This is a genomic window from Helicobacter labetoulli (assembly GCF_003670275.1).
In the GTDB taxonomy this organism is placed as follows: Bacteria; Campylobacterota; Campylobacteria; order Campylobacterales; family Helicobacteraceae; genus Helicobacter_C; species Helicobacter_C labetoulli.
Window position 1 is genome coordinate 56,588 of the sequence record NZ_QXJF01000013.1, and the last position, 21,834, is coordinate 78,421.

Sequence of the window (21,834 nt, forward strand, 5' to 3'; positions counted from 1 at the left end):
TACAATAATGAAAAACACCATCTCACTTTCTTTTTTTATCTTAAGTCTTATTTGTATTGTGTCTGTTGGATATTCTCCGCAGTATTGTATTTTGCTCTATCCTGCATTTTGTATGCTATTTGTCGCACTTTTTGTGCAAACTTATGAAGTGTTGAGAGTAAAAAAACAAGCCACAATCAAGGCATATTACAAGCAAGATTCCTTGCTTTTTAAATATTTTGGACGCTTTTTGTTTGTAAAAGTTGTGAGTGCATTTTTCGCGTGTGTGGGGAGTGTTGCATTATTTTTTATGTTGCTTTTTCCTAGTGGGAGTGATATTTTTATTTTTTGTGTGCTAATACCTTGCTCCATATATGCTTTTAAGGTTATACACATTATTTGCAAAGCAAATATTAGTCTGGAGTTTGCCTCTATTTTAGCAAAAAAATATACAGCCTTTTTTTGTGCTTTTTGTGCCTGTGTGGGCGAGTTTGTGTTTAATGGCTTTATGCCCCACGAGGTGAATATTGCCAAACTACACGAACATTATCAATATCTTTTAGAATCGTATCACATCTCGCAAATGCCTTGTCAATGGTGGCAGGAGCTTTTTGGCTTTGTTTTGCTAAAAAAAGCTATTGTTGATATGCTCTATCTTAGTAATCATTCCTTGCATATTATTTTGAGTGTGCTTTTTGCTTTTGGCTATTTTAGCTCTTTTGTGAGCTTTTCTCTACTTGTTTTAAGTGGCTATTCCACAAAGCAAAATGTAGAATCTCACACGGATTTAAATAAAGATTCAAACCCCAAAGCTTTTCATACCAGCAAGGCTTTTAGACAATTTTTTGCTGTTGTGTTTTTCTTGATTTTTTTATATCTTGCCCTTTATCTTAGCTCACTACTTCAGCCACTTGCTAAAGTAAGCAAACCTATGCCCGAGATTCTAGCCACACAATTTTTAGCTCAAAATCAGCAATATATTGAAGTAAGTATTCAAGGGGTGCAAAGCTTTGTTGATACCAAAGATGTAGCCCATTTACAGAGTAAGATTAAAAGCACACTGAAAAATTTTGAAACAAATCTCAATGACGCTACACAAGCAAGTTTAGAAGATTATCTTGCCAAAAAGGAGGTGATTATTGATGAGTATTCTAAGTGGTATTTTAGCATCTATGGGGAATATACACGGCTTTTTTATGCGGCTCTTGGCAAGGGAGAGGACATTGCACAGGAGCAATTTGTTTTTTTGCTTAAAGCTTATACGCCAAATGATTTGCAAGAGCATCTTAATCGCGTATATGATGAGCAGTTTGAGAATCTTAAAAAGCGTTTAGAGCAGGACTTTAGCTTTTTTACAATAAGCAAAAAGCCAAGTCAAGCTTTTATCTCACATTCCCTTTCTTTTGATGACTTTACACAGAATCTTAATGTGCTTAACCCTAGGGCAACTGATGGTGTAGCAGCACTTTTGGGGGCAAGTGTAGTTGGAGCGATGATTCTAAAATCTTCTAGCAAGGCTTTTGGTAAAGCTGGAGCAAAACTTGTGGGAAAAAGTGTAGCTAAAAAGGGGGTGAGTGGTGCGGTTGGGGCAGGAGGGTCGCTTGTGTGCGGACCTTTTGCCCCATTATGTGCGATTGGATTTTTTGTCGCAACTGATGTGGTCATTAATAGCGTTGATGAAGCACTCAATCAAGAAGAGTTCAAAAATCAAATGCGTAAAGGTTTTGATATGTGGGAAATTCAGCTAAAAAACAGCCTTGTTGGCTATAATTCCCAACTTTCAAAACAAATTTATGAGAATCTTGGGCTAGATTCCCAGCCGTATCAACAAAAGGAGCAATAATTGCAAAGAGGCAGACAAGAGGAGATTAAGCAAGAAAGACAAATGAGTAATGTAGTATTTTTGGGGAGTTCGCTACTTTTTGCGTGTATTGTTGTTTTGGCAAATTACACTGTGCAGTATCCCATACTTAATACACCACTGACTTATGGAGCATTGACTTATCCTATTAGCTTTTTGCTTATGGATATTTTGAGTGAAAAATATAATAAATCTCAAGTGCTAAAAACACTTTGGGTAGGGCTACTTCTTGCCTTTGTTCCATCGCTTTTAGCCAGTGAGCCACGCATTGCCATTGCAAGTGTGTGTGCTTTTTTTGTCTCACAGAATCTTGATGTGCATATTTTCTTTTATCTTAAGAATCGCTTTCCCAAGCTGTGGTGGTTACGCAATAATGCAAGCACAATGGCTTCGCAGTTCATAGATACAATGATATTTTTTCACATTGCTTTTTTGTTTGTGTATCCTTGGGAACAGGTTGTTGCTATGTTGTTGGCTGATTTTTCTATCAAGGTGTTTCTTGCATTGTGTGATACGCCACTCTTTTATATCTTTGCCATTAAGAATAAGCCTAGAATCACAAAAATGAGGTGAAATATATGAATCTATCCAACAAATTTTCTCGGCTTTTTGGTCGTTTTGCGAATTATGAGTTTTTCTCTCCTTTTCAAAAGTTCATTAACACCACTTATGTAAAGATTTTTAAGATTGACTTAAGCGAGTTTGCCTCCGCTTCAAGCTATCCCTCTCTTAATGCTCTCTTTACTAGGGCTCTTGTGAATAAACGCCCTGTGAATGCTAATCCTATTGTGCTTATCTCTCCTTGCGATTCTCTTATCACACAGCTAGGCAAAAGCAGTGATAAAAATGCCTTGCAGATAAAGGGAATGGAGTATTCTGTTGAGGAACTTTTAGGACAAAAACTTGATAGAGAGCTATATTATATTAATTTTTATCTCTCACCAAAAGATTATCATCGCTATCACGCCCCTTGTGATTTAGAGATTTGTGAAGTGCGGTATTTTGGTGGGGAGCTTTTACCTGTGAATCTCCCATCACTTCGCAAGAATCAAAGCCTTTTTGTGAGGAATGAACGCGTTGTGGTTGTAGCAAAGACACCAAATAACAAATGGGTGTATTTTGTCGCGGTGGGGGCGTTAAATGTCGGCAGTATGGTAATGCACTTTGAGCCAAAAATCAAAACTAACGCCGGACGCCATAATACAAATTATGTGTATCTCACGCCCATTTCTATGAAAAAGGGGCAGGAGCTAGGAATGTTTCAAATGGGTTCTACAATCGTGCTATTTATGGAGCAGATGATTGCAGATGTGAATATGAACGATCAAGTCAAATTCGCCCAAGACATAGGCACTTACGCATAAAGGTAAGCATTAAAGGATAGGTAAAAACAATGCAGGAATTACAAAATAAAATTAAAGATTTATTACAAAAACTTGATGGACTTTTAGTAGCACATTATTATCAAAAAGATGAAGTGGTAGCCTTAGCGGATTTGTGCGGCGATAGTTTGGAGCTTTCACGCAAGGCTTCAATGAGTGAAAAAAACCTTATCGCGTTTTGTGGCGTGGCGTTTATGGGGCAGAGTGTGAAAGTCTTAGCACCGCATAAACGCGTGATTATGCCTCGTTTAGCGTGCTGCTCTATGGCAAGAATGATTGATAGTGAATATTTTGATGAAAGTATCGCCCTGTTAGAATCTTATGGTTTGAGCAGAGATCAGATTTTTCCCATTACCTACATTAACTCAAATGCCGATGTCAAGGCGAAAGTCGCTCAAATGGGAGGGCTTGTCTGCACAAGTGCCAATGCATCAAAAATCTTTGAATTTGCTAAAGCTCAAAATAAAAAAATCTTTTTTCTCCCGGATAGATGTTTAGGGGAGAATCTAGCCAAGGCGGATAATAAAAAATCAAGTCTCTTGCGGGTAGATTCTAAACAAAAAGTGCTAGATTCTGATGTGATTTGCTATGATGGATTCTGCTCCGTGCATCAGCTTTTCACACCTGAAGATGTTGCGTTTTATCGCAATAAGTTTGAGAATATTAAGATTGTCGTGCATCCAGAATGCGATCCTAGCGTGGTGGATTTGGCGGATTTTGTCGGCTCTACAAGCCAAATCATCAAATATGTGCAAGACTTGCCTTTAGAGCAAAAGGTTGCTGTTGGCACGGAATTTAATCTCGTCAATCGTTTGCGTCCTAAGTTTGAAGGCAAACAAACTACCTTTGTGCTAAGCTCTAGTAAGCCTCAATGCCCCACGATGAACGAGACAACACTGCAAGATGTGTATGATGTGCTTTTAGCCTATGAAGATAATAAGCCTATAAATGAAGTATTTTTAGATTCTGAAGTTCAAAAGTGGGCGAAAATTGCCCTTGATAGAATGTTAGAGCTATCTTAAAATGGGGCTTATCTTAAGGCTGTTTAGAGTAGGGCTAAATTTTAATGCTAGATTTTTAAGACTAAAAAGTCGCAGATTCCACAAAATCGCCTTTTAGGCTTTTTGGGGCGATTTGGGCTTCAAGCAATGGGGTAAATTCATCTCTCAAATAATGCTCCACGCCCACGCGTCCTATCATCGCAGCATTATCAGAGCAAAACTCCAAATCCGCTAAAAATAATTCCCTGCCATACTCATTGCAAAGATTGCTGATTTTTTGGCGTAAATGTGTATTGGCACTTGCCCCACCAACGATAGCAAAGTATTTACCCTCAAAGTGTTGAAAAAAGAGGCGAGTTTTTCTTAGGATATGCTCACACACTGCATTTTGAAACCCTGCACAAATCCTACTTATATCTTGCAAACTAAGTGGCTGTGGAAGCTCCTGTATAGCTAGTCTCACCGCATTTTTTAAGCCTGAAAAGCTAAATTGTAATTTTGGATTATGCACAAGCGGAATAGGAAACTCATAGGGCTTATATTGATGAGATTGACACATCTTAGCATAATGCTCCACTTGCGGACCGCCCGGATAGCCTAGATTCAAGTGTTTGGCAACCTTGTCAAAACTTTCCCCAAAACTATCATCAAGGCTTTGGGCGATAATGCTGATATGGTTAAAATTATTCACTTGTAAAATCTGCGTGTGTCCGCCAGATACAAGCAAAACCCCTAGAGAATCTTTGGCTTCAACTTTGATATGTGTGGGCAATTCAAGTGGAGGCGGAGCTTTTTTACTTTTGCTAGAATCTTTTGTAGAATCTTGACTGATACAAAGTGAATAAATATGCCCCTTGAGATGATTAACGCAAATAAGGGGGATTTGCAGCCCAAGGCACAAAGTCTTTGCCATCATCAAACCTTCAATAAGCGTTACACTAAGCCCTGGGCGAGTAGTAACAGCTACTGCTTTGATAGATGATAGGTCATTGTTAAGAAAAGTTTTAAGCTTTTTTAGAATCTCTGGAAGCCTTTTGGCGTGAAGTCTTGAAGCTATTTCTGGCACTATTCCACCATAAGTGCTATGTTCCTCATCTTGAGAGATTTTAATATGATATACAAGCTTTTTATCAGCAATACGCGTTAGAGCAAGTGAGCTATCATCACAGCTAGATTCTATGCTCAAAATCATAGCACCCCTTTAAAATAAAATGTTAGAATTATACACAAAATAATAAAGGAATTTTATGGCAGATTTGGCAACTAGGGTGAGATTAAAAGCGGAGTGGGAAAGGCAGAGTGCTATTTTTATGGCATTTCCTCATCAAAACAGCGATTGGGCAGAGCATATAGATAGGGCAAGGGAGTGTTTTTTAGACATTATAGAGCATATTGTGTGCTTTGAATCTGTGATTTTATGTATAGATACGCAAGATAATGATGGCTTTGAGATTGTAAAGAGACATTTTAGCCATTCCCAAAAGGCTTTAGATTCTGCAAATACACAAGATGATGAGTTTATAAAAAATCTTTTTGTTGAATCTGTGCCTCACACTCTTATACAAAATCCCAAAACAAAATACTTTGCGGATTTAGGAGCTAAAACAGCCTTTGGCTTACATATTGTGCGAGTGCCTACAAATGACACTTGGGCTAGGGACTTTGGAGCTATAAGCGTGGAATGTATGCAAAATCCAGCTCAAAATAGAGCAGGGGAGAATAATAGCCGTATAAGACTGCTTGATTTTACATTTAATGGTTGGGGGTTAAAATACCCTGCTTTTTATGACAACAAAATAACAAGGTCTCTATTTAAGGCTGATTGTGTTACCCAAATGGATATGGTGCTTGAGGGTGGAAGCATTGATAGTAATGGAGCAGGGGTGCTTTTGACAAATACACAATGTTTATTAGAATCTAATCGCAATCCGCACCTTTGCCAAGCTCAAATAGAATCTAAATTGAAGCAATATTTTGGGCTAGATTCTATGCTGTGGCTTACACAAGGCTATCTTGCAGGAGATGATACTGATAGTCATATTGACACATTGGCACGATTTATTTCAAAAGATACTATTGCGTATGTCAAATGTGAAGATAAAAAAGATGAGCATTTTCAGTCCTTAGCACTTATGGAGAGTGAGCTTCAAGCGTTGAAACAAGCAAATGGAGAGCCATATAAGCTTGTAGCCTTGCCTTTTACACAGGCTATTTTTGATGAACAGGGGCAAAGGCTACCATCAAGCTATGCAAATTTTTTGTTTGTGAATGGGGCGTTGCTCGTGCCAACTTATGGCGATATAAATGATGAAAAAGCCATTAAGATTCTTGCTCAAGCTTTGCCTAGCCATAGGGTAGTGGGCATAGACTGCCGCTCACTCATTCTATGGCACGGAAGTTTGCATTGTGTAACTATGCAGATGTATGGAGAAACTCCTTTAAAATGGCATTTTTAGCTCATCATATAATTCTTTTACCTTTATCTCACCACAAAGCTCTTTAACTAACTCAAGAGCAAATACAACCGCCGTAGCAGGACCGGTGGAAGTGATAATATTGCCATTTTTAACAACAGCATTTGACTTTTTGTTTTTGTGTTCCATATTGATTTGAGATTCACAGCCCGGATAGCAGGTAAAGTCCCCCTTTAACACACCTGCTTTATCAAGCACGATAGGGGAGGCACAAATAGCAGCAACTAGCTTTTGTGAGCTTTCAAGCTGTTTGAGCCAAAGCATTACAAGCTCATTGTTAGCAAGATTCTGCATACCATTATAGCCACCAGCTAGGACAATAGCGTCAAAATCTTCACTATCAAACTCTGGCAAAGCATTGTCTGCTTCAATAACAATATTATGTGCCCCAAGCACACGCTTATGAGAATCTAAGCTCGCCAAAACAACACGCACCCCAGCACGGCGTAAAATATCCACCACGCTCACAAGCTCTATTTCCTCAAAACCCCTAGCAATAGGCACCATCACATTTTTCATATATCCTCCTTGAAGTTTAGTCTTAAACGCATATATTCTAGCATTAATAGAGTAATATAAAAAAGTTTGAAAAGTATAGTTGTAATTACTAACTACACTTTATTTTTGATTCTGCTTTCCACTCTGTTTTTTTAACTCTAAGCCCTTGTCCTTTTGTGAGCGACATAATAGCTTTACGCCTTTTTTTACGAGCTTCACAAATAGAACTACGATTAAAATTAAAATCGCCAAAAGGACGATTAATTGCCATATGCTTGGAGGCGTCATTTTTCAATCCTTGCAAAATATAGGCTTCTTTTGCCTTTTTTCTTACTTGTGATTTTATAGATTTTAAAGGGGAAAAGTCAAGCCGCGAAAAAGTCCTTTTTCTGTTTTGAGGGATTAAAACGCGTTTGACTTTAAAGGGCGAAAACCCTTTAAAACTATTTTTAAACCTATGAAATGCCCTTATGCGTTTCATTGTGTCAGTTAGCGTATATCACATCAAGTAGGATATACGCTATTCCTTTGCCACATCGTCTTTAGTCGGCTCAATGTCCGCTGGTATGGGAATCTCAGCGTCTTTTGGTTCGCCGACTTGCGAAATGTTACCTTTGGTAACATTTCGCCCAAGCTCTACATCGGGGTATTCATATTTTGATTGAAAATCATCGTCATCAAAATCATCATCTAAAACCGATAAATCATCATCAAAATCGTAGCCCTCTTGTCCGCTTTGTTTCGCCATATAAACGGCTATGTGTCGTTGCAAGATAGAATCTAATGATTCCGGCACTTTGCAATCCATAGGCACAGCAAGGGGCGTTTTATCCAAAACTTCAAAGTCGGTTTTTTCAGCACATTGACCGCGATTATTAAGAGCAGAGCGACTTTTTTTTAAATCACGCTCATCTAAAGCAGTAACTATAGCCTCAGAAATAAACAAGGCTAGTTTTTGATAATCAAATTCGTTTTTCATAGGGACTCCTTACAAAATTTTAGTTTGAGCCTTTTTAGGCATACAACGGAGGGCTTTAATGTTATGCTTAGCCATAATCCACAAACAATTAGAAGTCTGTTCGGCAAAAATGCGTTTACTAGGTTGTGCTTTGACAAAAGAAGCGTTAAGCACAGGTAAGCTATCAAATTGCCGAGCCAAATGCCAATAATCCATTGTTTTACGGAAATCTCCGTGAACCTTACTCATAGCGTGGCGGTATTCGTTATACCTGTCTTGGTAACCAAACACAGCTTTTTGAGTTTCTGGTGTACCAACATAAAGTTCAGCGTTATAAATCTCTTGCATACCAATAGCGTTTAACTCTTTTTGGTAAAACTCGTCTTTTGTAGTTTTAAGCCACATTCTATCCACGCCGTCGGTATACATATTATAAGGTAAAACAGAAATCAAAGAAATAATAACGCCGTGTTCCTCTGCAAAGAATTTAAAGCGATTCGACCGCATAGACATAATGCCGTGGCCATACATGTCACCAACATAGGAATCATTAGTAGGGGTAGTTTGCAACACTTCACTAATTTGAAGCAAATTTTTACCACCGCCGAGATACTCCGGCAACTGCAAACGAGCGTCACTACACTTGACACCATAGTAAGCCAAATAGTCAATGTAACGGTGTCCATATTTAGCACGAGCTTCTTGCATTCTTTGTAAGGCAGTAGCAAGGCGTAAATCCTGCACGGAAACAGCACCAGATTGACCGGGAGAAGTGGTAACCATAGAAACTACAGCCTCACCAAATTGATTATTACCAGCTTCAAACTGACAAGAAACCACTTCAGCAGAATCAGGCGTAGAAACCGGAACATCATTAACAGAGTAAAAATTAAACTGAACGCCAAGAGCTGAAGCGGTATTACCTAAACCAAACTTGTCAAATAAACCTTTTAAAGTACCAACACCAGCTCCGACAACATCAGTTTTAACAAATTCGCAAAATTCTTTACCAACACCAGCTCCGTCACCAGGTTTAGACCAAACACGGGCAAAATATTTAGATTTAGAGGTAGGAACGCCACCATTAACAGCCATAACAGGCACCGTAACTTCGGGTCCCTTTTGAGTCCAAGGACGAGCCGTTGTAAAATAGTCTTTACTCCAAGCCACATTTTGAAGCGTGACATTTGTAACAGAATCTACACCGGAAGCGTAAGAAATAGGAATCTCAGCTTCCAAATCTTGGTCGCGGTAGAAATTATTATAAATCAGCGAGTAGGCACGATAGGGCAGGGCAGAGACTCTTATTTTTGTCTTCTCAGTAGGAATACCAAAATAATCATGTAAACTTGAAATACTTGCATTATTAACTTCAACTAGTGGAAAAGCAGGAGTATCCATACCAGTAGCACCACCTGTAATGAAGTCCTCAAACTCGTCCCAAAGCAAACGATAAGGGACGAACCAATGATGAATCCTAACTTCAATCGGGTGCATAACGGGGGCGACCATAGGAGACATACGCACAAGGGCAGAAGTGCTACCAACAAAGGTATCACCGGGCAAAACATCGGTAACACCACAAGGAACGAGTTTTCCCATATCACAAGTAAGCAAATGATAATGAGAGAGATTGAATTTACTTCTTTTTAAAGCCATTAAAAAATCCTTTTTTGTAAATGTGAAATATCATAATTGACTTGTTTAACCCTATAAGAATCTTGTAAAGCTTGTAAGGCATTATTACGCTTAAGAGCAGAATCTTTATCATACATAACCTTAGCTGTGTCAGCACGAGCATTCATAACACGAGCAGACTTGAGAGCTTCGACATATTCCGGGGAATAAACAAGAGACCGCAATTTTTCCTTAATGAAACGGGGTAAAGGATGATATTTGCCATTGTAGCGGATACCATCTATTACATCTACTTGATTACGGCAGAGCTTAAATAAGCGAGAAAGAGAGACAACACCAAGACCAGGATTTCTACTAACACGACAAAACTCAGAAACACGCTCTTTTTCAGTTTCATTTTTAGCCAAACGAGAAACTTTCTTAGCAACATAACCTCCAACATAGGACATCGTCTCAATCGTAGCAGGAACAGCATAAATATGACCTGCTTTCCAACTTATACCTGCATAATAAGTCGTCATAATAGAATCCATACCAAAAATAATAGCGTGGTAATGGGGACGACCAAACTTTTCACCATACTCACCACAAGCAAAATATCGTATTTTATAAGGCTCACAATTACGCCTAAAGCGCTTGAAAAAATTCGTAAGATGTGAAGAATCTAAATTATTATCAAAAGGCAAATTTTCATCATTATAAGTTAATGTGAGAAAAGACACATCATAATAATTAGAAGCTTCCAAAACCATACGAGTAACCCAAGCACCACGGCGATTTATACGACAGCCTAAACATTTACCACACGGAACAAAAAACATTTGTTTCTTAAGATAAAAGGGATTCGAGCAAACCATTTGTATGCTACATTCTATAGCCTATTACCTGACCCCATTTTCTAATCCGTTTCTTACGAAACCTACGCTTAACGCGGCGTGAAATTTTTCGGCGACGAGCCATTTTTAACCTCCAAATATTGTTTATGTATCACAAATTCAAGAGTTTCAGTATCCCATATATCCAAATATTTGAAATAACCAAGTGGAGAATACTCGACACAAGGATAGTCAATATTAGCAGGGAAATGTATCTCAGCCTCAAAGATAGAGGCGAAAAGACCACTGCCAGAATTAGTGATAGTATAAAAGCAGTTACCAACACGCTTAAACCTTTCATTCATACAAACTCCTTTATCCAACAGGAACACCAGATTTCAAAGCAATATAAATTGCTTAAAAAACAGCCACTACATAACCAAAATACTTAACGAATGCAGTCATTTTTCACCTCCTTTATAAGATTAGTAATCTTTGCCGTCAATGTAGTCTTTACGGCTTTTATAATAATAAGCAGGGGAAGCTCTGCGACTTAACCAATTACCAGCTTTTGACTCAGGGACAAGCTCAAAGTTAAGTGTAAAAGGATTAGCTCTTAAAACCATACCTTTAGGAATATCTTTGCCTTTACCCAAAAGAGAATCCATAACACCAGCACGAATTTTAGGGTCATCACTATATTGCGAACCATACCAGCGGAGACGCTCTAACATAGACTCCGAAACTAAATCTTGGACATCTTCGCTAGGCATAAGAGAAAGAGAGCCGTCGGTGTTTTTAGTAAAATTAACAGCGTTATTAACTTCAGCAACACCATAAGGATTTACGGAAGATTGACCGGGCATAGATGTAGGAGAAGCAGAATGACCTACGCCTGTTTGATTAGTTAAAGCACCTTTTGTTTGAGAAGCACCAAAGAGAACACCACCGGTATTTTGTGACTTAGGAAGTAAAGACCGCTCAGCAGAAGTAGCTTCAGCTTCAGCTTGGCGAACTTGAGCCGTTAATAATCTTTTGTTAAGCTCATTCATTTCTTTATCACCAGTAGAAGTGGAGATTGAAGCTTGAGAACCGCCAAAATTATCACCGCCAACATAGGACGGATTGTAAGATATACCTTGAGAGCCGAGAGCAGCAATAGGATGTATCCCTGCTTTTTTAGCATCATTAACTCTCCATTGTATAGAATTTTGGGCGAACTCTCTTTGCAAATTCTCTTGTCTTTCTGCAAGTTTGTTTTGATTATTCATATTCATAAGACCACCTACAAAGTTAAGGGGGTCAAAACTCAATCCAAAATCCATTTTTACTCCTTAAAGTAATTTTATTTTAAGGAAAGATGAAGCAAAAAAGTTTGAAAAGTATAGTTTTCATAACTAAAATATGCTACAATACCAAAATACCAAATAGGAATCTGCAAGTAATGAAATACCCCTTGAACTATAAAGATGAGTTTTCACAAACATTGTTATTTTGGATTATGCGATTTATTCGTCATAAACTTACGACATTGTCTAATCACCAAGTACTTGATAAAGAATCTATCTTGCAAGCTATCAACGCGCTAAATAATGATGAGATTCACTCTATAAACGAGCTTGAATCTTTGTGTAAAAGTGTGAGGAAAGCTGGTATGATAGGGATAAACACCTACTCTACCCCTCTTCTTAAGCTTTATACCTTTCTTACTCAAGGCAGTTTTGACACAATGGAATCCATTGATGAAGAGGTATTAAGCGATTTTTTGAGTGTTGAGACAAGCACACTTTCAAATGCGAGTAAAAAAAACTATCGCATCGCACTTATTGGGCTTTTTGGTTATATTGATAAACAAAATGAGTTTGAGGGCAAATCTTATGTTTATGACATTACGCTTAAAATTAGTGCCTTGCAAGGCAAAAGCGGACAAAAGCTCCCAGCATATCTTAGCCAAGATGAAATAGAGCGATTTTTGAAGGCTATTGATGAAGCACAGCTTGGAGAGAAAGTCGCTGCGAGAAATAAGCTTATCATCAAGCTTATTGTTTATACCGGTATTCGTGTAAGCGAGGCTTTAAGCCTCCGTAGAAAAGATATATATCCGCACCTTGATTGCTACATCATTCAGATTCGGGGCAAGGGCAATAAGCCGCGTGTAGCGATGATACGCCAAAGTCATATACAAAACTTGCTTAATGCGTGGCTGACACAGCGTCCATCTTTTGCACCCTCGCACGATTTGCTTTTTTGCAACACAAAGGGTAAAACCCTCACACAAAGCTATATTTATCAAAATGTAGAAAATATTCTCACTCAAGCGGGAATCCGCAAAGAGAAAAACGGCGCACATATGCTGCGACATTCCTTTGCTACCCTACTCTATCAGCAAAAACACGATCTTGTTATGGTGCAAGAGGCTTTGGGACACGCCGACCTTAATACGAGTCGCATTTATACACATTTTGATAGTAAGCGTTTGCGTGAGGTAGTGGGCGTTATGGATACTTTAAATGATACAAAGGAGAAAGAATGAAAAATCAAGAAATCAGGCAACTTGCATATTTTGGGCTAATCACTGCTGCTGCACTTGGCTTATGGCTTTATAATCACGAGCTTTATGGCGATGTATTTCGCCTTATGCTTATTCCGCTTGGAGTGATATGGCTTCTTCAAAGGCAATTTGTTCCGCTTAAAGGGCTAGTTATTAGCTGTATTGTGATTTTTGGTATTACTTTTGGGCTAAAAATAGCCTTTAATTACGCGGCACATACTTTTGCAGATTCAGCGTGGATAATGGAGATTGTTGAAATTGCAAAGCGTCCAATTAATGGCGAGTTTAAAGGTTTCCCTAGCGGACATACTGCATCAGCTTTTATTGCTGCAGCTTTGGCTTGGCGATATTTAGGGGTGCGTTGGGGTGTATATCTTATAGTTTTAGCTGGATTTGTTGGATATTCACGGGTTTTAAATCTATGGCATACGCCGTTGCAAGTTTGTGTTGGGGCCATTCTTGGCTTTTTTGGGGCACTGCTTGTGCTAGGAGTTACTAAAAAATACCTTGACAAGCACTAAGAAAAGGGTTATAATCCGTACGCTTAGATTCTGCTTAGAATCTAAATGGGGTCGATTTGGCTTTCGACAGGAGCAAAGAGACTTAGGTGCATGTGAGCTGGTAAGCTCTAAAACTACCACAATTAATAAACGCAAACAATACAAATTACGCTCCAGCTTACGCAAAAGTAGCGTAAGTTAATCGCTTTTTTGGAGCCGATTTAAGAAACTCTATTCTAGCTAGAATCTTAAGTCGTCATTCCCCGCTAGATGCTCTTCTTGCCACACCTTGAGTAAGAAGAAAAGATTGAGGTTGCTTGTGGATTCTATCTTGGGGTGTTGGGTAGCCACAAAAAGATTACAATACCTACTAAACATGTAGATTCTTAAGATTGTCTTGCTTTTGGACTAGGGTTCAACTCCCTACGACTCCACCATCTCTTTTTATGTGAATAAAATTAACTCCCCCACTTTTTTTAAGGCAAGTTTAGATTCTTGTGAATTGTGTAGTATTGCAATAATCAGTGAATCTGTGCTGCTTTGCGTATGCGATAGGCTTTTGAGCGACACGCACTTGAGCAAGTTTTAGCACTTTTGCTGCCAATAAATGGCTTATGACAAACTTGACAATCTTTCTTTGCTTTATCTAAACTTTTAAGGAGAGAAACCACCTCGCTATGGGTAAGTGAGTGTTTGCAATAAGGGCATTCCATAACTTTCCTTTCTTATTAATTTAGACTCTAAAAGTGCTAGAATCTTAGCAAAACAATGTTACAAAATTGCGAAATTATATCACATTTTATAAGATGTGTTGCAACATTTTATAAAATGTGATACACTCCCAACTTTCAATCTCAAAATTAAGGATTTTTATGACACATTTTTCTTGTTCTACTTTTTCTCACATTGCACACAATGCTTCATACCCCAAGTTATCACACAAGATTCTAGCTCGTATAGGAATCTCCATAAGCCTACTCTCCTTATCCGCGAGTTATACCCTTGCTGATGAAAATCGCTCTGCAAAGCTTTCTCCGCTTGTCTCCATTGCTCACCCTACGAATAATGCCAACATTAGCGTGGTTGAATCAAGTTTTGTCCGCAATACACAGGCGAGTGATTTGCGTGAAGTGTTTGCCAAAGATGCGGAGATTCAAGTCGGCGGAAGCTCAAAAATCGCTCAAAAGCTCTACATTAGGGGATTTGAAGATAGAATGTTCCGCATAAAGCTTGATGGTATTACACAAGGGGGGAATCTCTTCCACCATCAAGGCAATTTGCTCTTTAGCCCCTATCTACTGAAAAGTATAGAGATAGAAAAGGGCTTAGCAAGTGCCGAATATGGTGCAAATGCCCTTGCTGGTGGAATCACCATTACCACAAAAAACGCTTTTGACTTGCTAGGGGCAAATCGCAATTATGGGGCATATTTTTCAATTGGTGCTCAAAGCAATCGCGGTGTAGATTCAAGCGTGGCAACCTATGGCAAGATAACAGATTCTCTAGGGTTGCTTGTAGGCTATGATTTTAATGACACGCCTTATTATCGTGCTGGGAATGGTTCTAAAGTCCCCTCTTCGCAGTTTCAAGCTCATAATGCACTTTTTAAACTCACCTTTTTGCCAAATGAAAATCACAGCCTCAATCTCAACTATCATTTTAATATGCTAGATTCTATCTCGCCTTTTGCGGCAAATATCACGGGGCAGAATCCTGCGTTGTTTGATAACGCCTTGCTTTCGCATAGTGCAAGTCTTCAGTATGCCTATGCTTTGGGGGATAGTTTCAAACTAGAATGGAATAACTACTACTCGCACAAATCCCTTAAACTTTCATCAAAGGCTGCCGCCACAGCACAAAGTGAAGAAGAAGGCGAGATGGATTTAAGCTTGCAGAATCTTGGGAGCGATTTGGTGCTAAGGCATAGTTTTGGGGAGCATAATCTCAAGTATGGCTTAAACTATCAGCTTATCGCTTCTCAAGCATATAATTTAGAAGGACACGCCCTAGAACACGGCAATCGTGGGAAAGAGATGGGTGCTGTGTATGGGGGATTTATAGGCTTTAATTTTAATATGCTAGATTCTCTAAGTCTTGATCTTGGCTCTCGCTATGATGTATATAATTATCAAGATAAAATCTCACAAACGCACAATACACAAGGTTTTAGCCCTTATATCTCGCTCTTTTATGCTGCTACAAATGATTTAAGCTTTAAGCTCACGCATAATTACAACACACGCGGGGCAATGCCTCTTGATGTTTCTCTCCTTGCTAATCCACACTCGCTTGTCCGCCCAAAGCTCAAAGCAGAGGGTATGTATAATACGGAATTAAATATGGACTATGACAATAGCGTGTTGAGTATGCACGCAAGTGTGTATTATCAATATTTGAAAAACTTTATTAATAGCTATACAAATAGTGGAGCGGAGCATAATCACAGCACGGATAGCACACACGCCCACGAAGATATGTATCGGGCAAATACAGATGGACATATTGAGATTCTAGGCTATGAGGCGAGTGCTGGGCTTGATTTTTCATTTATAGATTTTCATATCGGCTTAGCCCAAAGTATGCCAAAGTATAATAACAAGCTTATTACAGATACTTTTGAGCTTGCTGCTGTGAGTGGAAGGAGCTATTATGCAAGTATGGGAATACGACCCTTTAGTTCAGTGCCACAATTTCAGATTCTATATTTGACACGATTTGTTGAAGGGCTTAAATATCAAGGCTACAATCTCTACTATAATGACATTGATTCTGTGGATAAAAAAGGCTACAACACGCATAATATCTATGTAAGCTACGATGTGGGCAAGTATTTTAGTGTGCGTTTGGCATTTTTAAATATCACAAATCAAACCTACACAAACCCTATGAGTCCAAGCAAAGAGCTATTTGCTAAAGGAGGTGGAACCCCACTTTATGAACCCGGCTTTAACACAAAACTACAAATTGCACTTTCCTTTTAAAAAATGGAATCAAATAGAATCTAAAAATAGATTCTTTTGGTATAATCGCCTATTTTAGATTACACACAAGGAGTTTAATAATGAATCTCTCAAAAGTATCAGTAGGCGAAAACCCCGACAAAGTTAATGTCATCATTGAAATCCCCTATGGTTCAAATATCAAATACGAAGTGGATAAAGATAGCGGTTTAGTTGTCGTGGATAGAGTGATGTATAGTGCGATGTTTTATCCGGCAAATTATGGCTTTGTCCCAAATACTCTAGTAGATGATGGCGATCCCGTTGATGTGCTTGTGCTTAATCCCTATCCGCTTCAAGCTGGAAGTATGATTGCTTCAAGGCTTATAGGTGTGCTTGTTATGGAAGATGAAAGCGGAATGGACGAAAAGCTTATTGCCGTGCCTGTTTCAAAGATTGATCCAAGCTTTGATAAGATTCAAAGCTTGAGAGATTTACCCCAAATCACACTTGATAGAATCAAAAACTTTTTTGAAACCTACAAGACTTTAGAGCCAAACAAGTGGGTAAAGGTTAAAGACTACAAAGACAAAGCCACAGCTCAAGCAATACTAGATAAGTCAATCAAAGCCTATAAAGGCTAGATTCTATAAGTAAAAAGGATTTATATGTTTCAAAAGATTCTTATAGCCAATCGTGGCGAAATAGCAGTGCGTATTATCCGTGCGTGCAGGGATTTACACATTAAAAGTGTGGCGATTTATGCAAGGGCAGATAGAGACTCCTTGCATGTGAAAATGGCTGATGAATCTTATGAGATAAGCGATGATCCTTTGCGTGGTTATTTAGATGCGGACTTAATCGTGGAGGTGGCGTTAAAAGCTGAAGTTGATGCTATTCACCCCGGCTATGGATTTTTAAGTGAGAATGCTCATTTTGCCAAAAAGGTGCAAGAAGCGGGGATTACTTGGATAGGTCCAGATTCTCAAACGATTGCAAAAATGGGCGATAAGAATGCGGCGCGTGAGATTATGCAAAAAAATGGAATCCCCATTGTACCCGGCACCGAGCCGCTTAATAAGCACTCAACACAAGAGATTGCTAAAATCGCACAAAAAATCGGTTATCCTGTGATTTTAAAGGCGAGTAGCGGTGGTGGAGGGCGTGGGATACGAGTCGTTGAAAAACAAGAGGATTTGATAGAATCTTTTAATGCGTGTAAGCGTGAGGCAATGGCGTTTTTCAAAAACGATGATGTATTTATGGAAAAATATATTGTCAATCCTCGCCATATTGAGTTTCAGATTCTAGCGGATAATTATGGGAATGTCATTCATCTTTTAGAACGGGATTGCTCTATCCAACGCCGACATCAAAAGCTTATAGAAATTGCCCCAAGTCCGCTTATTAGCGATGACTTACGCAGGAGAATGGGTGCTACAGCCAAAGCCGCAGCCAAAGCCGCACAATACACAAATGCCGGAACGGTTGAGTTTTTACTTGATGAAAACAACACCTTTTACTTTATGGAGATGAATACACGCATACAAGTAGAGCACGGCGTTACAGAAGAGATTACAGGCTATGATTTGATAGGGCGGCAGATTCGCATAGCACAAGGCGAGATTTTAGACTTAACCCAGCACGACATACGCCCACAAGGCTTTGCGATAGAGGCTAGAATCAACGCCGAAGATGTGGCAAATGATTTTGTGCCAAATCCGGGTAAAATCACTACCTACTACCCTGCTCTAGGACCTTTTGTCCGCGTGGATAGCTGTATTTACAAAGACTATGTCATTCCACCATTTTATGATTCTATGATAGCAAAGCTTATTGTCAAAGCCTCAAGCTATAATCTCGCTGTAAATAAGCTCTCTCGGGCATTGAGTGAATTTACCATTAAGGGCGTGAAAACAACTATTCCATTTTTGATGAATATTTGTAATGACAAGGATTTTAGGCGAGGACATTTTGATACTTCATATATTGAAAGCAAGATTGAAGAGCTTATGCCCCAGACAGAATCTAAACCAGAAGATGATGTGGTTAGTGTCATTGCAGCAGCTTTGAGTGCGAGATATGGAGCATAAAGAATGAAAAATGTCTATCAAAGCACTTCATTTTTAGACAAAAGGGCTTGTGAGAAATTTGACCTTACACCTGAAATTCTTATGGAAAATGCTGCCAATGCTCTAGAATCGCTTATATCTTCTATTACACACAAAGGCAGCGTGATTACCATTCTTTGTGGCGGTGGAGATAATGGTGGTGATGGCTATGCTTTGGCTAGGCGTCTAAGCGGAGAATATAATATTAGAATCTATCAAGTCAAAGAGCCAAAATCACCGCTATGTGTGAAAAACTATGAACGCGCAAAGTTGTGTGAAGTAAAATTTATTAAAAAGATTCTGCCTTGCGATGTAGTGGTGGATTGTGTTATAGGCAGTGGGCTTAAGGGTGAATTGACGCGTGAGGTTATTGAAGTGCTACACACTGCCCAAAAAAATGCTCGTTTGTGCGTGGCGTGTGATACGCCAAGTGGGCTAAGTGAATCTAGCACTCCTGCTTTTAAGGCACATCACACACTTTGTATGGGAGCGATAAACCTTGCTTGTCTTAGTGATGTAACAAAAGATTTTGTGGGGCAGATTCACATTGGGAATCTTGGCATAAGTCAAAATCTCTATCAAATCAGCTCAAATATCAAAATGCTAGAATCAAGCGATTTAAAACTCCCACATAGAAAACTTCAAAATACGCATAAAGGGGACTTTGGACATTTGGGCGTTTTTGCCGGAGAAAAGCTTGGTGCTTGTATTTTAGCTGCACAAGCAGCCCTGCACTTTGGAGCGGGGCTAGTAAGCGTGATAGGAGAGCAGAATCTACATATTCCTTTTGCCCTTATGCAAAGCTCAAATGTGCCACAAAATGCTACGGTATTAGCCTTGGGTATGGGGCTTGGCGTGGAAAACTCTAAACTCGTTTTAGAATCCCTTATAGATTCTACTTCTAATGCCTTTACTTTGCCCTGCGTGCTTGATGCTGATGTGTTTCATACACCAAAGATTAAAGATTTTTTAGACACAACGCTAAGTCAGCAGACCTTAGACTTTTCACGCGAGATTGTTCTAACGCCCCACCCAAAGGAGTTTAACGCCCTTTTACAACATTGTGGCTTGGGGGAATATAACCCTAGCAAACGCATTCAAGCTATGCTAGATTTTACGCAGAAATACCCACACACAACGCTTTTGCTCAAAGGGGCAAATGTCTTTATTGCTAAGAGTGAAAAAATTTATATCAATCCGCTTGGTTCTAATGCCCTTGCTAAAGGTGGGAGTGGCGATGTGCTAAGTGGGCTTATTGCCGCCCTTTTAGCTCAAGGGTATAATGGGCTAAATTCAGCCCTGCAAGGCACTTTAGCTCATAGCATTGCCGCACAAAAATGCTTAAAGCATATCGCAGACTTTGGACTTACCCCAAATCATCTATTACAAGCCATTAGCACACTGCGTTAAAATACATTATAAAGGATTATTATGACTGATACATTGCAAATAGGAAAACACACTTTTACTTCGCGTCTTATCGTGGGGAGTGGGAAATACAAGGATTTTGCCACGACAAAAGAAGCGACTTTAGCAAGTGGAGCAGAAATCATTACCGTGGCGGTAAGGCGTGTGAATATTATGGATAATAAGAGTGAGAATCTGCTAGAGACTTTTAAAGACACAAAGATTGAGTTTCTGCCAAACTCCGCAGGGTGTGTGAATGCTAAAGAAGCTGTTACACTTTTTCGCCTTGTAAGAGAAGCCACAGGTATTGATTTTATCAAGCTTGAGATTATTGGCGATACGCAAAAAACGCTCTATCCCGATGTGCTTGAAACACTAAATGCCACGGAGATTCTAGCAAAAGAGGGCTTTTGTGTGCTGACTTACACAAATGATGATCCCATTATGGCAAAAAGACTTGAAGATGCTGGGGCAAGTGCGGTAATGCCTCTTGCTGCTCCTATTGGCAGTGGGCTTGGGATTCAAAATCGCTATAATATTGCTTTTATCAAAGAAGCCATCAAAGTGCCATTGATTGTTGATGCGGGTGTGGGCTGTGGCAGTGATGCGAGTATTGCTATGGAGCTTGGAGCTGATGGCGTTTTGACAAATACAGCTATCGCACAAGCACAGAATCCCACGCTTATGGCAGAAGCGATGAAATACGCCGTGCAGGCTGGGCGTTTGAGCTACCTAGCTGGGAGAATCCCACGCAAAGCCTATGCGAGTGCGAGTTCGCCCATTGATGGAATGGCAAATCTAGGCTAGATTCTAAAAAATATGTGGTGATAGAATCTAGGCTTGAAAAATAAAATATGAAAGATAAGCTTTTTACCCAAAATACACACAAGCAGTTTGAGTTTGACGCACAAGTAGCAAGTGTATTTGACGATATGCTTGAGCGTTCAATCCCGCATTACAGGGAAGTGCTGGATTTGATTGTGGATTTTTGTATGCTGAATCTAAGTGATGGGATACAAAATGTAAATACGCAATCTCCGCTTATTTATGATTTAGGTAGTTCCACAGGCAGCACACTTCTAGCCTTGTATCACGCAATATATAAAGAAAATAACAATATGAACGCAAAGTTTGTGGGCATTGATAATTCACAAGCGATGATAGAAAAGGCAAGGCTTAAAGCACAAGCGTATGGGGCTAAGATTAGCTTTGAATATGCGGATTTGTTAGAATATGACTTTTTGCCCTCACGCATTATTCTTGCCAATTATATTTTGCAGTTTATCCGCCCTATGCAGCGGCAAAACCTGCTCCAAAAGATATATGATTCTTTAGAATCTGGCGGGATTCTTATCGTGAGTGAAAAAATGACAAGTCATCATAGAATCCTTGATAGGCAAATGATAGAGCGGTATTTGCGGTATAAAATGGAGCAGGGCTACACGCAATATGAGATAAACAAAAAGCGTGAGGCATTAGAAAATGTGCTTATCCCATTTAGCCTTGAAGAGAATATGGCACTGCTAAAAAATGTCGGTTTTAGCGGAGCTGAAGTACTGTTTAAATGGGTGAATTTTGGAAGTATTATCGCGGTGAAATAGACTTATAAAAATTATTTAATTTCATCACTATTCTCTCTTACACGGGGGGGGGGGGGGGGGGGGGGGGGGGGGGGGGGGGGGGGGGGGGGGGGGGGGGGGGGGGGGGGGGGGGGGGGGGG

Annotated in this window: 22 protein-coding genes and 1 other RNA gene; 14 read left to right on the forward strand and 9 right to left on the reverse strand. The window is 39.4% G+C overall.

Translation table 11 applies throughout. From position 1 onward, the window contains the following. Positions 1–7: 7 nt before the first annotated feature. The 4 genes from EBF12_RS07940 to nadA are packed head-to-tail and all read left to right on the forward strand — an operon-like array spanning position 8 to position 4,244. Positions 8–1,822: a hypothetical protein gene (locus EBF12_RS07940; protein WP_244196461.1), complete on the forward strand. Its 1,815-nt coding sequence runs from the start codon at positions 8–10 to the stop codon at positions 1,820–1,822. A gap of 42 nt (positions 1,823–1,864) precedes the next feature. Next, a complete protein-coding gene (locus tag EBF12_RS07945) occupies positions 1,865–2,413 on the forward strand; it encodes a queuosine precursor transporter (protein WP_121727201.1) in 549 nt (182 codons plus the stop codon). 5 nt (positions 2,414–2,418) lie between these two features. After that, positions 2,419–3,204: a phosphatidylserine decarboxylase gene (locus EBF12_RS07950; RefSeq protein WP_121727180.1), complete on the forward strand. Its 786-nt coding sequence runs from the start codon at positions 2,419–2,421 to the stop codon at positions 3,202–3,204. Between the two features lie 29 nt (positions 3,205–3,233). Then, the gene (gene nadA / locus EBF12_RS07955) at positions 3,234–4,244 is read left to right on the forward strand and encodes a quinolinate synthase NadA (RefSeq protein ID WP_121727181.1); all 1,011 of its coding nucleotides are present in this window, start codon (positions 3,234–3,236) and stop codon (positions 4,242–4,244) included. Positions 4,245–4,305: 61 nt separating this feature from the next. On the opposite strand, the gene tsaD is transcribed toward nadA, so the two are convergent. Next, positions 4,306–5,415: a tRNA (adenosine(37)-N6)-threonylcarbamoyltransferase complex transferase subunit TsaD gene (tsaD, locus tag EBF12_RS07960; RefSeq protein WP_121727182.1), complete on the reverse strand. Its 1,110-nt coding sequence runs from the start codon at positions 5,413–5,415 to the stop codon at positions 4,306–4,308. Between the two features lie 55 nt (positions 5,416–5,470). Here tsaD and EBF12_RS07965 point away from each other — a divergent pair, with 55 nt between their 5' ends. Next, positions 5,471–6,679: an agmatine deiminase family protein gene (locus tag EBF12_RS07965; RefSeq protein ID WP_121727183.1), complete on the forward strand. Its 1,209-nt coding sequence runs from the start codon at positions 5,471–5,473 to the stop codon at positions 6,677–6,679. Here EBF12_RS07965 and EBF12_RS07970 read toward each other — a convergent pair. The 7 genes from EBF12_RS07970 to EBF12_RS08000 form a co-directional block, all read right to left on the reverse strand. Continuing rightward, complete coding sequence (locus tag EBF12_RS07970; protein ID WP_121727184.1) at positions 6,662–7,216, reverse strand: DJ-1 family glyoxalase III; 555 nt, start codon at positions 7,214–7,216, stop codon at positions 6,662–6,664. The two genes, EBF12_RS07965 and EBF12_RS07970, sit on opposite strands and share 18 nt — an antisense overlap. Before the next feature lie 88 nt (positions 7,217–7,304). Continuing rightward, positions 7,305–7,676, reverse strand: a complete 372-nt coding sequence (locus tag EBF12_RS11455) for a hypothetical protein (protein ID WP_121727185.1) — start codon at positions 7,674–7,676, stop codon at positions 7,305–7,307. Positions 7,677–7,715: 39 nt separating this feature from the next. Beyond that, the gene (locus EBF12_RS07980; RefSeq protein ID WP_121727186.1) at positions 7,716–8,174 is read right to left on the reverse strand and encodes a hypothetical protein; all 459 of its coding nucleotides are present in this window, start codon (positions 8,172–8,174) and stop codon (positions 7,716–7,718) included. A gap of 9 nt (positions 8,175–8,183) precedes the next feature. Further along, a complete protein-coding gene (locus EBF12_RS07985; RefSeq protein WP_121727187.1) occupies positions 8,184–9,812 on the reverse strand; it encodes a major capsid protein in 1,629 nt (542 codons plus the stop codon). Next, positions 9,812–10,612, reverse strand: a complete 801-nt coding sequence (locus EBF12_RS07990; protein WP_157979080.1) for a rolling circle replication-associated protein — start codon at positions 10,610–10,612, stop codon at positions 9,812–9,814. Before EBF12_RS07990 ends, EBF12_RS07985 begins: the two co-directional genes overlap by 1 nt. Positions 10,613–10,716: 104 nt before the next feature. Next, positions 10,717–10,971, reverse strand: coding sequence for a hypothetical protein (locus EBF12_RS07995; protein WP_121727189.1), 255 nt, complete (start codon positions 10,969–10,971; stop codon positions 10,717–10,719). 120 nt (positions 10,972–11,091) lie between these two features. Beyond that, positions 11,092–11,931, reverse strand: coding sequence for a hypothetical protein (locus EBF12_RS08000; protein ID WP_121727190.1), 840 nt, complete (start codon positions 11,929–11,931; stop codon positions 11,092–11,094). Positions 11,932–12,050: 119 nt separating this feature from the next. On the opposite strand from EBF12_RS08000, the gene EBF12_RS08005 reads away from it, so the two are divergent. The 3 genes from EBF12_RS08005 to ssrA all read left to right on the forward strand — a co-directional run bounded on the left by EBF12_RS08005 (position 12,051) and on the right by ssrA (position 14,094). Further along, complete coding sequence (locus tag EBF12_RS08005) at positions 12,051–13,139, forward strand: tyrosine-type recombinase/integrase (protein WP_121727191.1); 1,089 nt, start codon at positions 12,051–12,053, stop codon at positions 13,137–13,139. Next, positions 13,136–13,678 carry a phosphatase PAP2 family protein gene (locus EBF12_RS08010; RefSeq protein WP_121727192.1) on the forward strand — a complete coding sequence of 181 codons (543 nt, stop codon included), beginning with the start codon at positions 13,136–13,138 and terminating at the stop codon, positions 13,676–13,678. Before EBF12_RS08005 ends, EBF12_RS08010 begins: the two co-directional genes overlap by 4 nt. 47 nt (positions 13,679–13,725) lie before the next feature. Continuing rightward, positions 13,726–14,094: a transfer-messenger RNA gene (gene ssrA, locus EBF12_RS08015) on the forward strand. A gap of 84 nt (positions 14,095–14,178) precedes the next feature. On the opposite strand, the gene EBF12_RS08020 is transcribed toward ssrA, so the two are convergent. Continuing rightward, on the reverse strand, positions 14,179–14,370 hold the full coding sequence (locus EBF12_RS08020; RefSeq protein ID WP_121727193.1) for a hypothetical protein: 192 nt from the start codon (positions 14,368–14,370) through the stop codon (positions 14,179–14,181). Positions 14,371–14,529: 159 nt separating this feature from the next. On the opposite strand from EBF12_RS08020, the gene EBF12_RS08025 reads away from it, so the two are divergent. From EBF12_RS08025 to cmoA, 6 genes are all read left to right on the forward strand, one after another. Beyond that, complete coding sequence (locus tag EBF12_RS08025) at positions 14,530–16,638, forward strand: TonB-dependent receptor plug domain-containing protein (RefSeq protein ID WP_244196462.1); 2,109 nt, start codon at positions 14,530–14,532, stop codon at positions 16,636–16,638. A gap of 80 nt (positions 16,639–16,718) precedes the next feature. Next, positions 16,719–17,240 (forward strand): inorganic diphosphatase, encoded by a 522-nt coding sequence (gene ppa, locus EBF12_RS08030; protein WP_121727194.1) that lies wholly within the window; start codon positions 16,719–16,721, stop codon positions 17,238–17,240. 24 nt (positions 17,241–17,264) lie between these two features. Further along, on the forward strand, positions 17,265–18,689 hold the full coding sequence (locus EBF12_RS08035; RefSeq protein ID WP_121727195.1) for an acetyl-CoA carboxylase subunit A: 1,425 nt from the start codon (positions 17,265–17,267) through the stop codon (positions 18,687–18,689). Between the two features lie 3 nt (positions 18,690–18,692). Beyond that, a complete protein-coding gene (locus EBF12_RS08040) occupies positions 18,693–20,117 on the forward strand; it encodes an NAD(P)H-hydrate dehydratase (RefSeq protein ID WP_121727196.1) in 1,425 nt (474 codons plus the stop codon). A gap of 21 nt (positions 20,118–20,138) precedes the next feature. Beyond that, the gene (locus tag EBF12_RS08045) at positions 20,139–20,921 is read left to right on the forward strand and encodes a thiazole synthase (protein ID WP_002956666.1); all 783 of its coding nucleotides are present in this window, start codon (positions 20,139–20,141) and stop codon (positions 20,919–20,921) included. A gap of 47 nt (positions 20,922–20,968) precedes the next feature. After that, entirely contained in the window at positions 20,969–21,715 is a 747-nt protein-coding gene (cmoA, locus tag EBF12_RS08050; RefSeq protein WP_002956665.1) for a carboxy-S-adenosyl-L-methionine synthase CmoA, read from the forward strand. Positions 21,716–21,834: the final 119 nt, after the last annotated feature.

Bases quoted from the DNA above. Each gene is read 5' to 3' on its own strand.
- EBF12_RS07995 (WP_121727189.1), bottom strand. From the start codon at position 10,971: ATGAATGAAAGGTTTAAGCGTGTTGGTAACTGCTTTTATACTATCACT.
- EBF12_RS07980 (WP_121727186.1), bottom strand. From the start codon at position 8,174: ATGAAAAACGAATTTGATTATCAAAAACTAGCCTTGTTTATTTCTGAG.
- EBF12_RS08035 (WP_121727195.1), top strand. From the start codon at position 17,265: ATGTTTCAAAAGATTCTTATAGCCAATCGTGGCGAAATAGCAGTGCGT.
- EBF12_RS07985 (WP_121727187.1), bottom strand. From the start codon at position 9,812: ATGGCTTTAAAAAGAAGTAAATTCAATCTCTCTCATTATCATTTGCTT.
- nadA (WP_121727181.1), top strand. From the start codon at position 3,234: ATGCAGGAATTACAAAATAAAATTAAAGATTTATTACAAAAACTTGAT.
- EBF12_RS08020 (WP_121727193.1), bottom strand. From the start codon at position 14,370: ATGGAATGCCCTTATTGCAAACACTCACTTACCCATAGCGAGGTGGTT.
- EBF12_RS07970 (WP_121727184.1), bottom strand. From the start codon at position 7,216: ATGAAAAATGTGATGGTGCCTATTGCTAGGGGTTTTGAGGAAATAGAG.
- EBF12_RS07950 (WP_121727180.1), top strand. From the start codon at position 2,419: ATGAATCTATCCAACAAATTTTCTCGGCTTTTTGGTCGTTTTGCGAAT.
- cmoA (WP_002956665.1), top strand. From the start codon at position 20,969: ATGAAAGATAAGCTTTTTACCCAAAATACACACAAGCAGTTTGAGTTT.
- EBF12_RS08025 (WP_244196462.1), top strand. From the start codon at position 14,530: ATGACACATTTTTCTTGTTCTACTTTTTCTCACATTGCACACAATGCT.
- EBF12_RS08040 (WP_121727196.1), top strand. From the start codon at position 18,693: ATGAAAAATGTCTATCAAAGCACTTCATTTTTAGACAAAAGGGCTTGT.
- ppa (WP_121727194.1), top strand. From the start codon at position 16,719: ATGAATCTCTCAAAAGTATCAGTAGGCGAAAACCCCGACAAAGTTAAT.
- EBF12_RS08010 (WP_121727192.1), top strand. From the start codon at position 13,136: ATGAAAAATCAAGAAATCAGGCAACTTGCATATTTTGGGCTAATCACT.
- EBF12_RS07945 (WP_121727201.1), top strand. From the start codon at position 1,865: ATGAGTAATGTAGTATTTTTGGGGAGTTCGCTACTTTTTGCGTGTATT.
- tsaD (WP_121727182.1), bottom strand. From the start codon at position 5,415: ATGATTTTGAGCATAGAATCTAGCTGTGATGATAGCTCACTTGCTCTA.
- EBF12_RS08000 (WP_121727190.1), bottom strand. From the start codon at position 11,931: ATGGATTTTGGATTGAGTTTTGACCCCCTTAACTTTGTAGGTGGTCTT.
- EBF12_RS11455 (WP_121727185.1), bottom strand. From the start codon at position 7,676: ATGAAACGCATAAGGGCATTTCATAGGTTTAAAAATAGTTTTAAAGGG.
- EBF12_RS08005 (WP_121727191.1), top strand. From the start codon at position 12,051: ATGAAATACCCCTTGAACTATAAAGATGAGTTTTCACAAACATTGTTA.
- EBF12_RS07940 (WP_244196461.1), top strand. From the start codon at position 8: ATGAAAAACACCATCTCACTTTCTTTTTTTATCTTAAGTCTTATTTGT.
- EBF12_RS07990 (WP_157979080.1), bottom strand. From the start codon at position 10,612: ATGTTTTTTGTTCCGTGTGGTAAATGTTTAGGCTGTCGTATAAATCGC.
- EBF12_RS08045 (WP_002956666.1), top strand. From the start codon at position 20,139: ATGACTGATACATTGCAAATAGGAAAACACACTTTTACTTCGCGTCTT.
- EBF12_RS07965 (WP_121727183.1), top strand. From the start codon at position 5,471: ATGGCAGATTTGGCAACTAGGGTGAGATTAAAAGCGGAGTGGGAAAGG.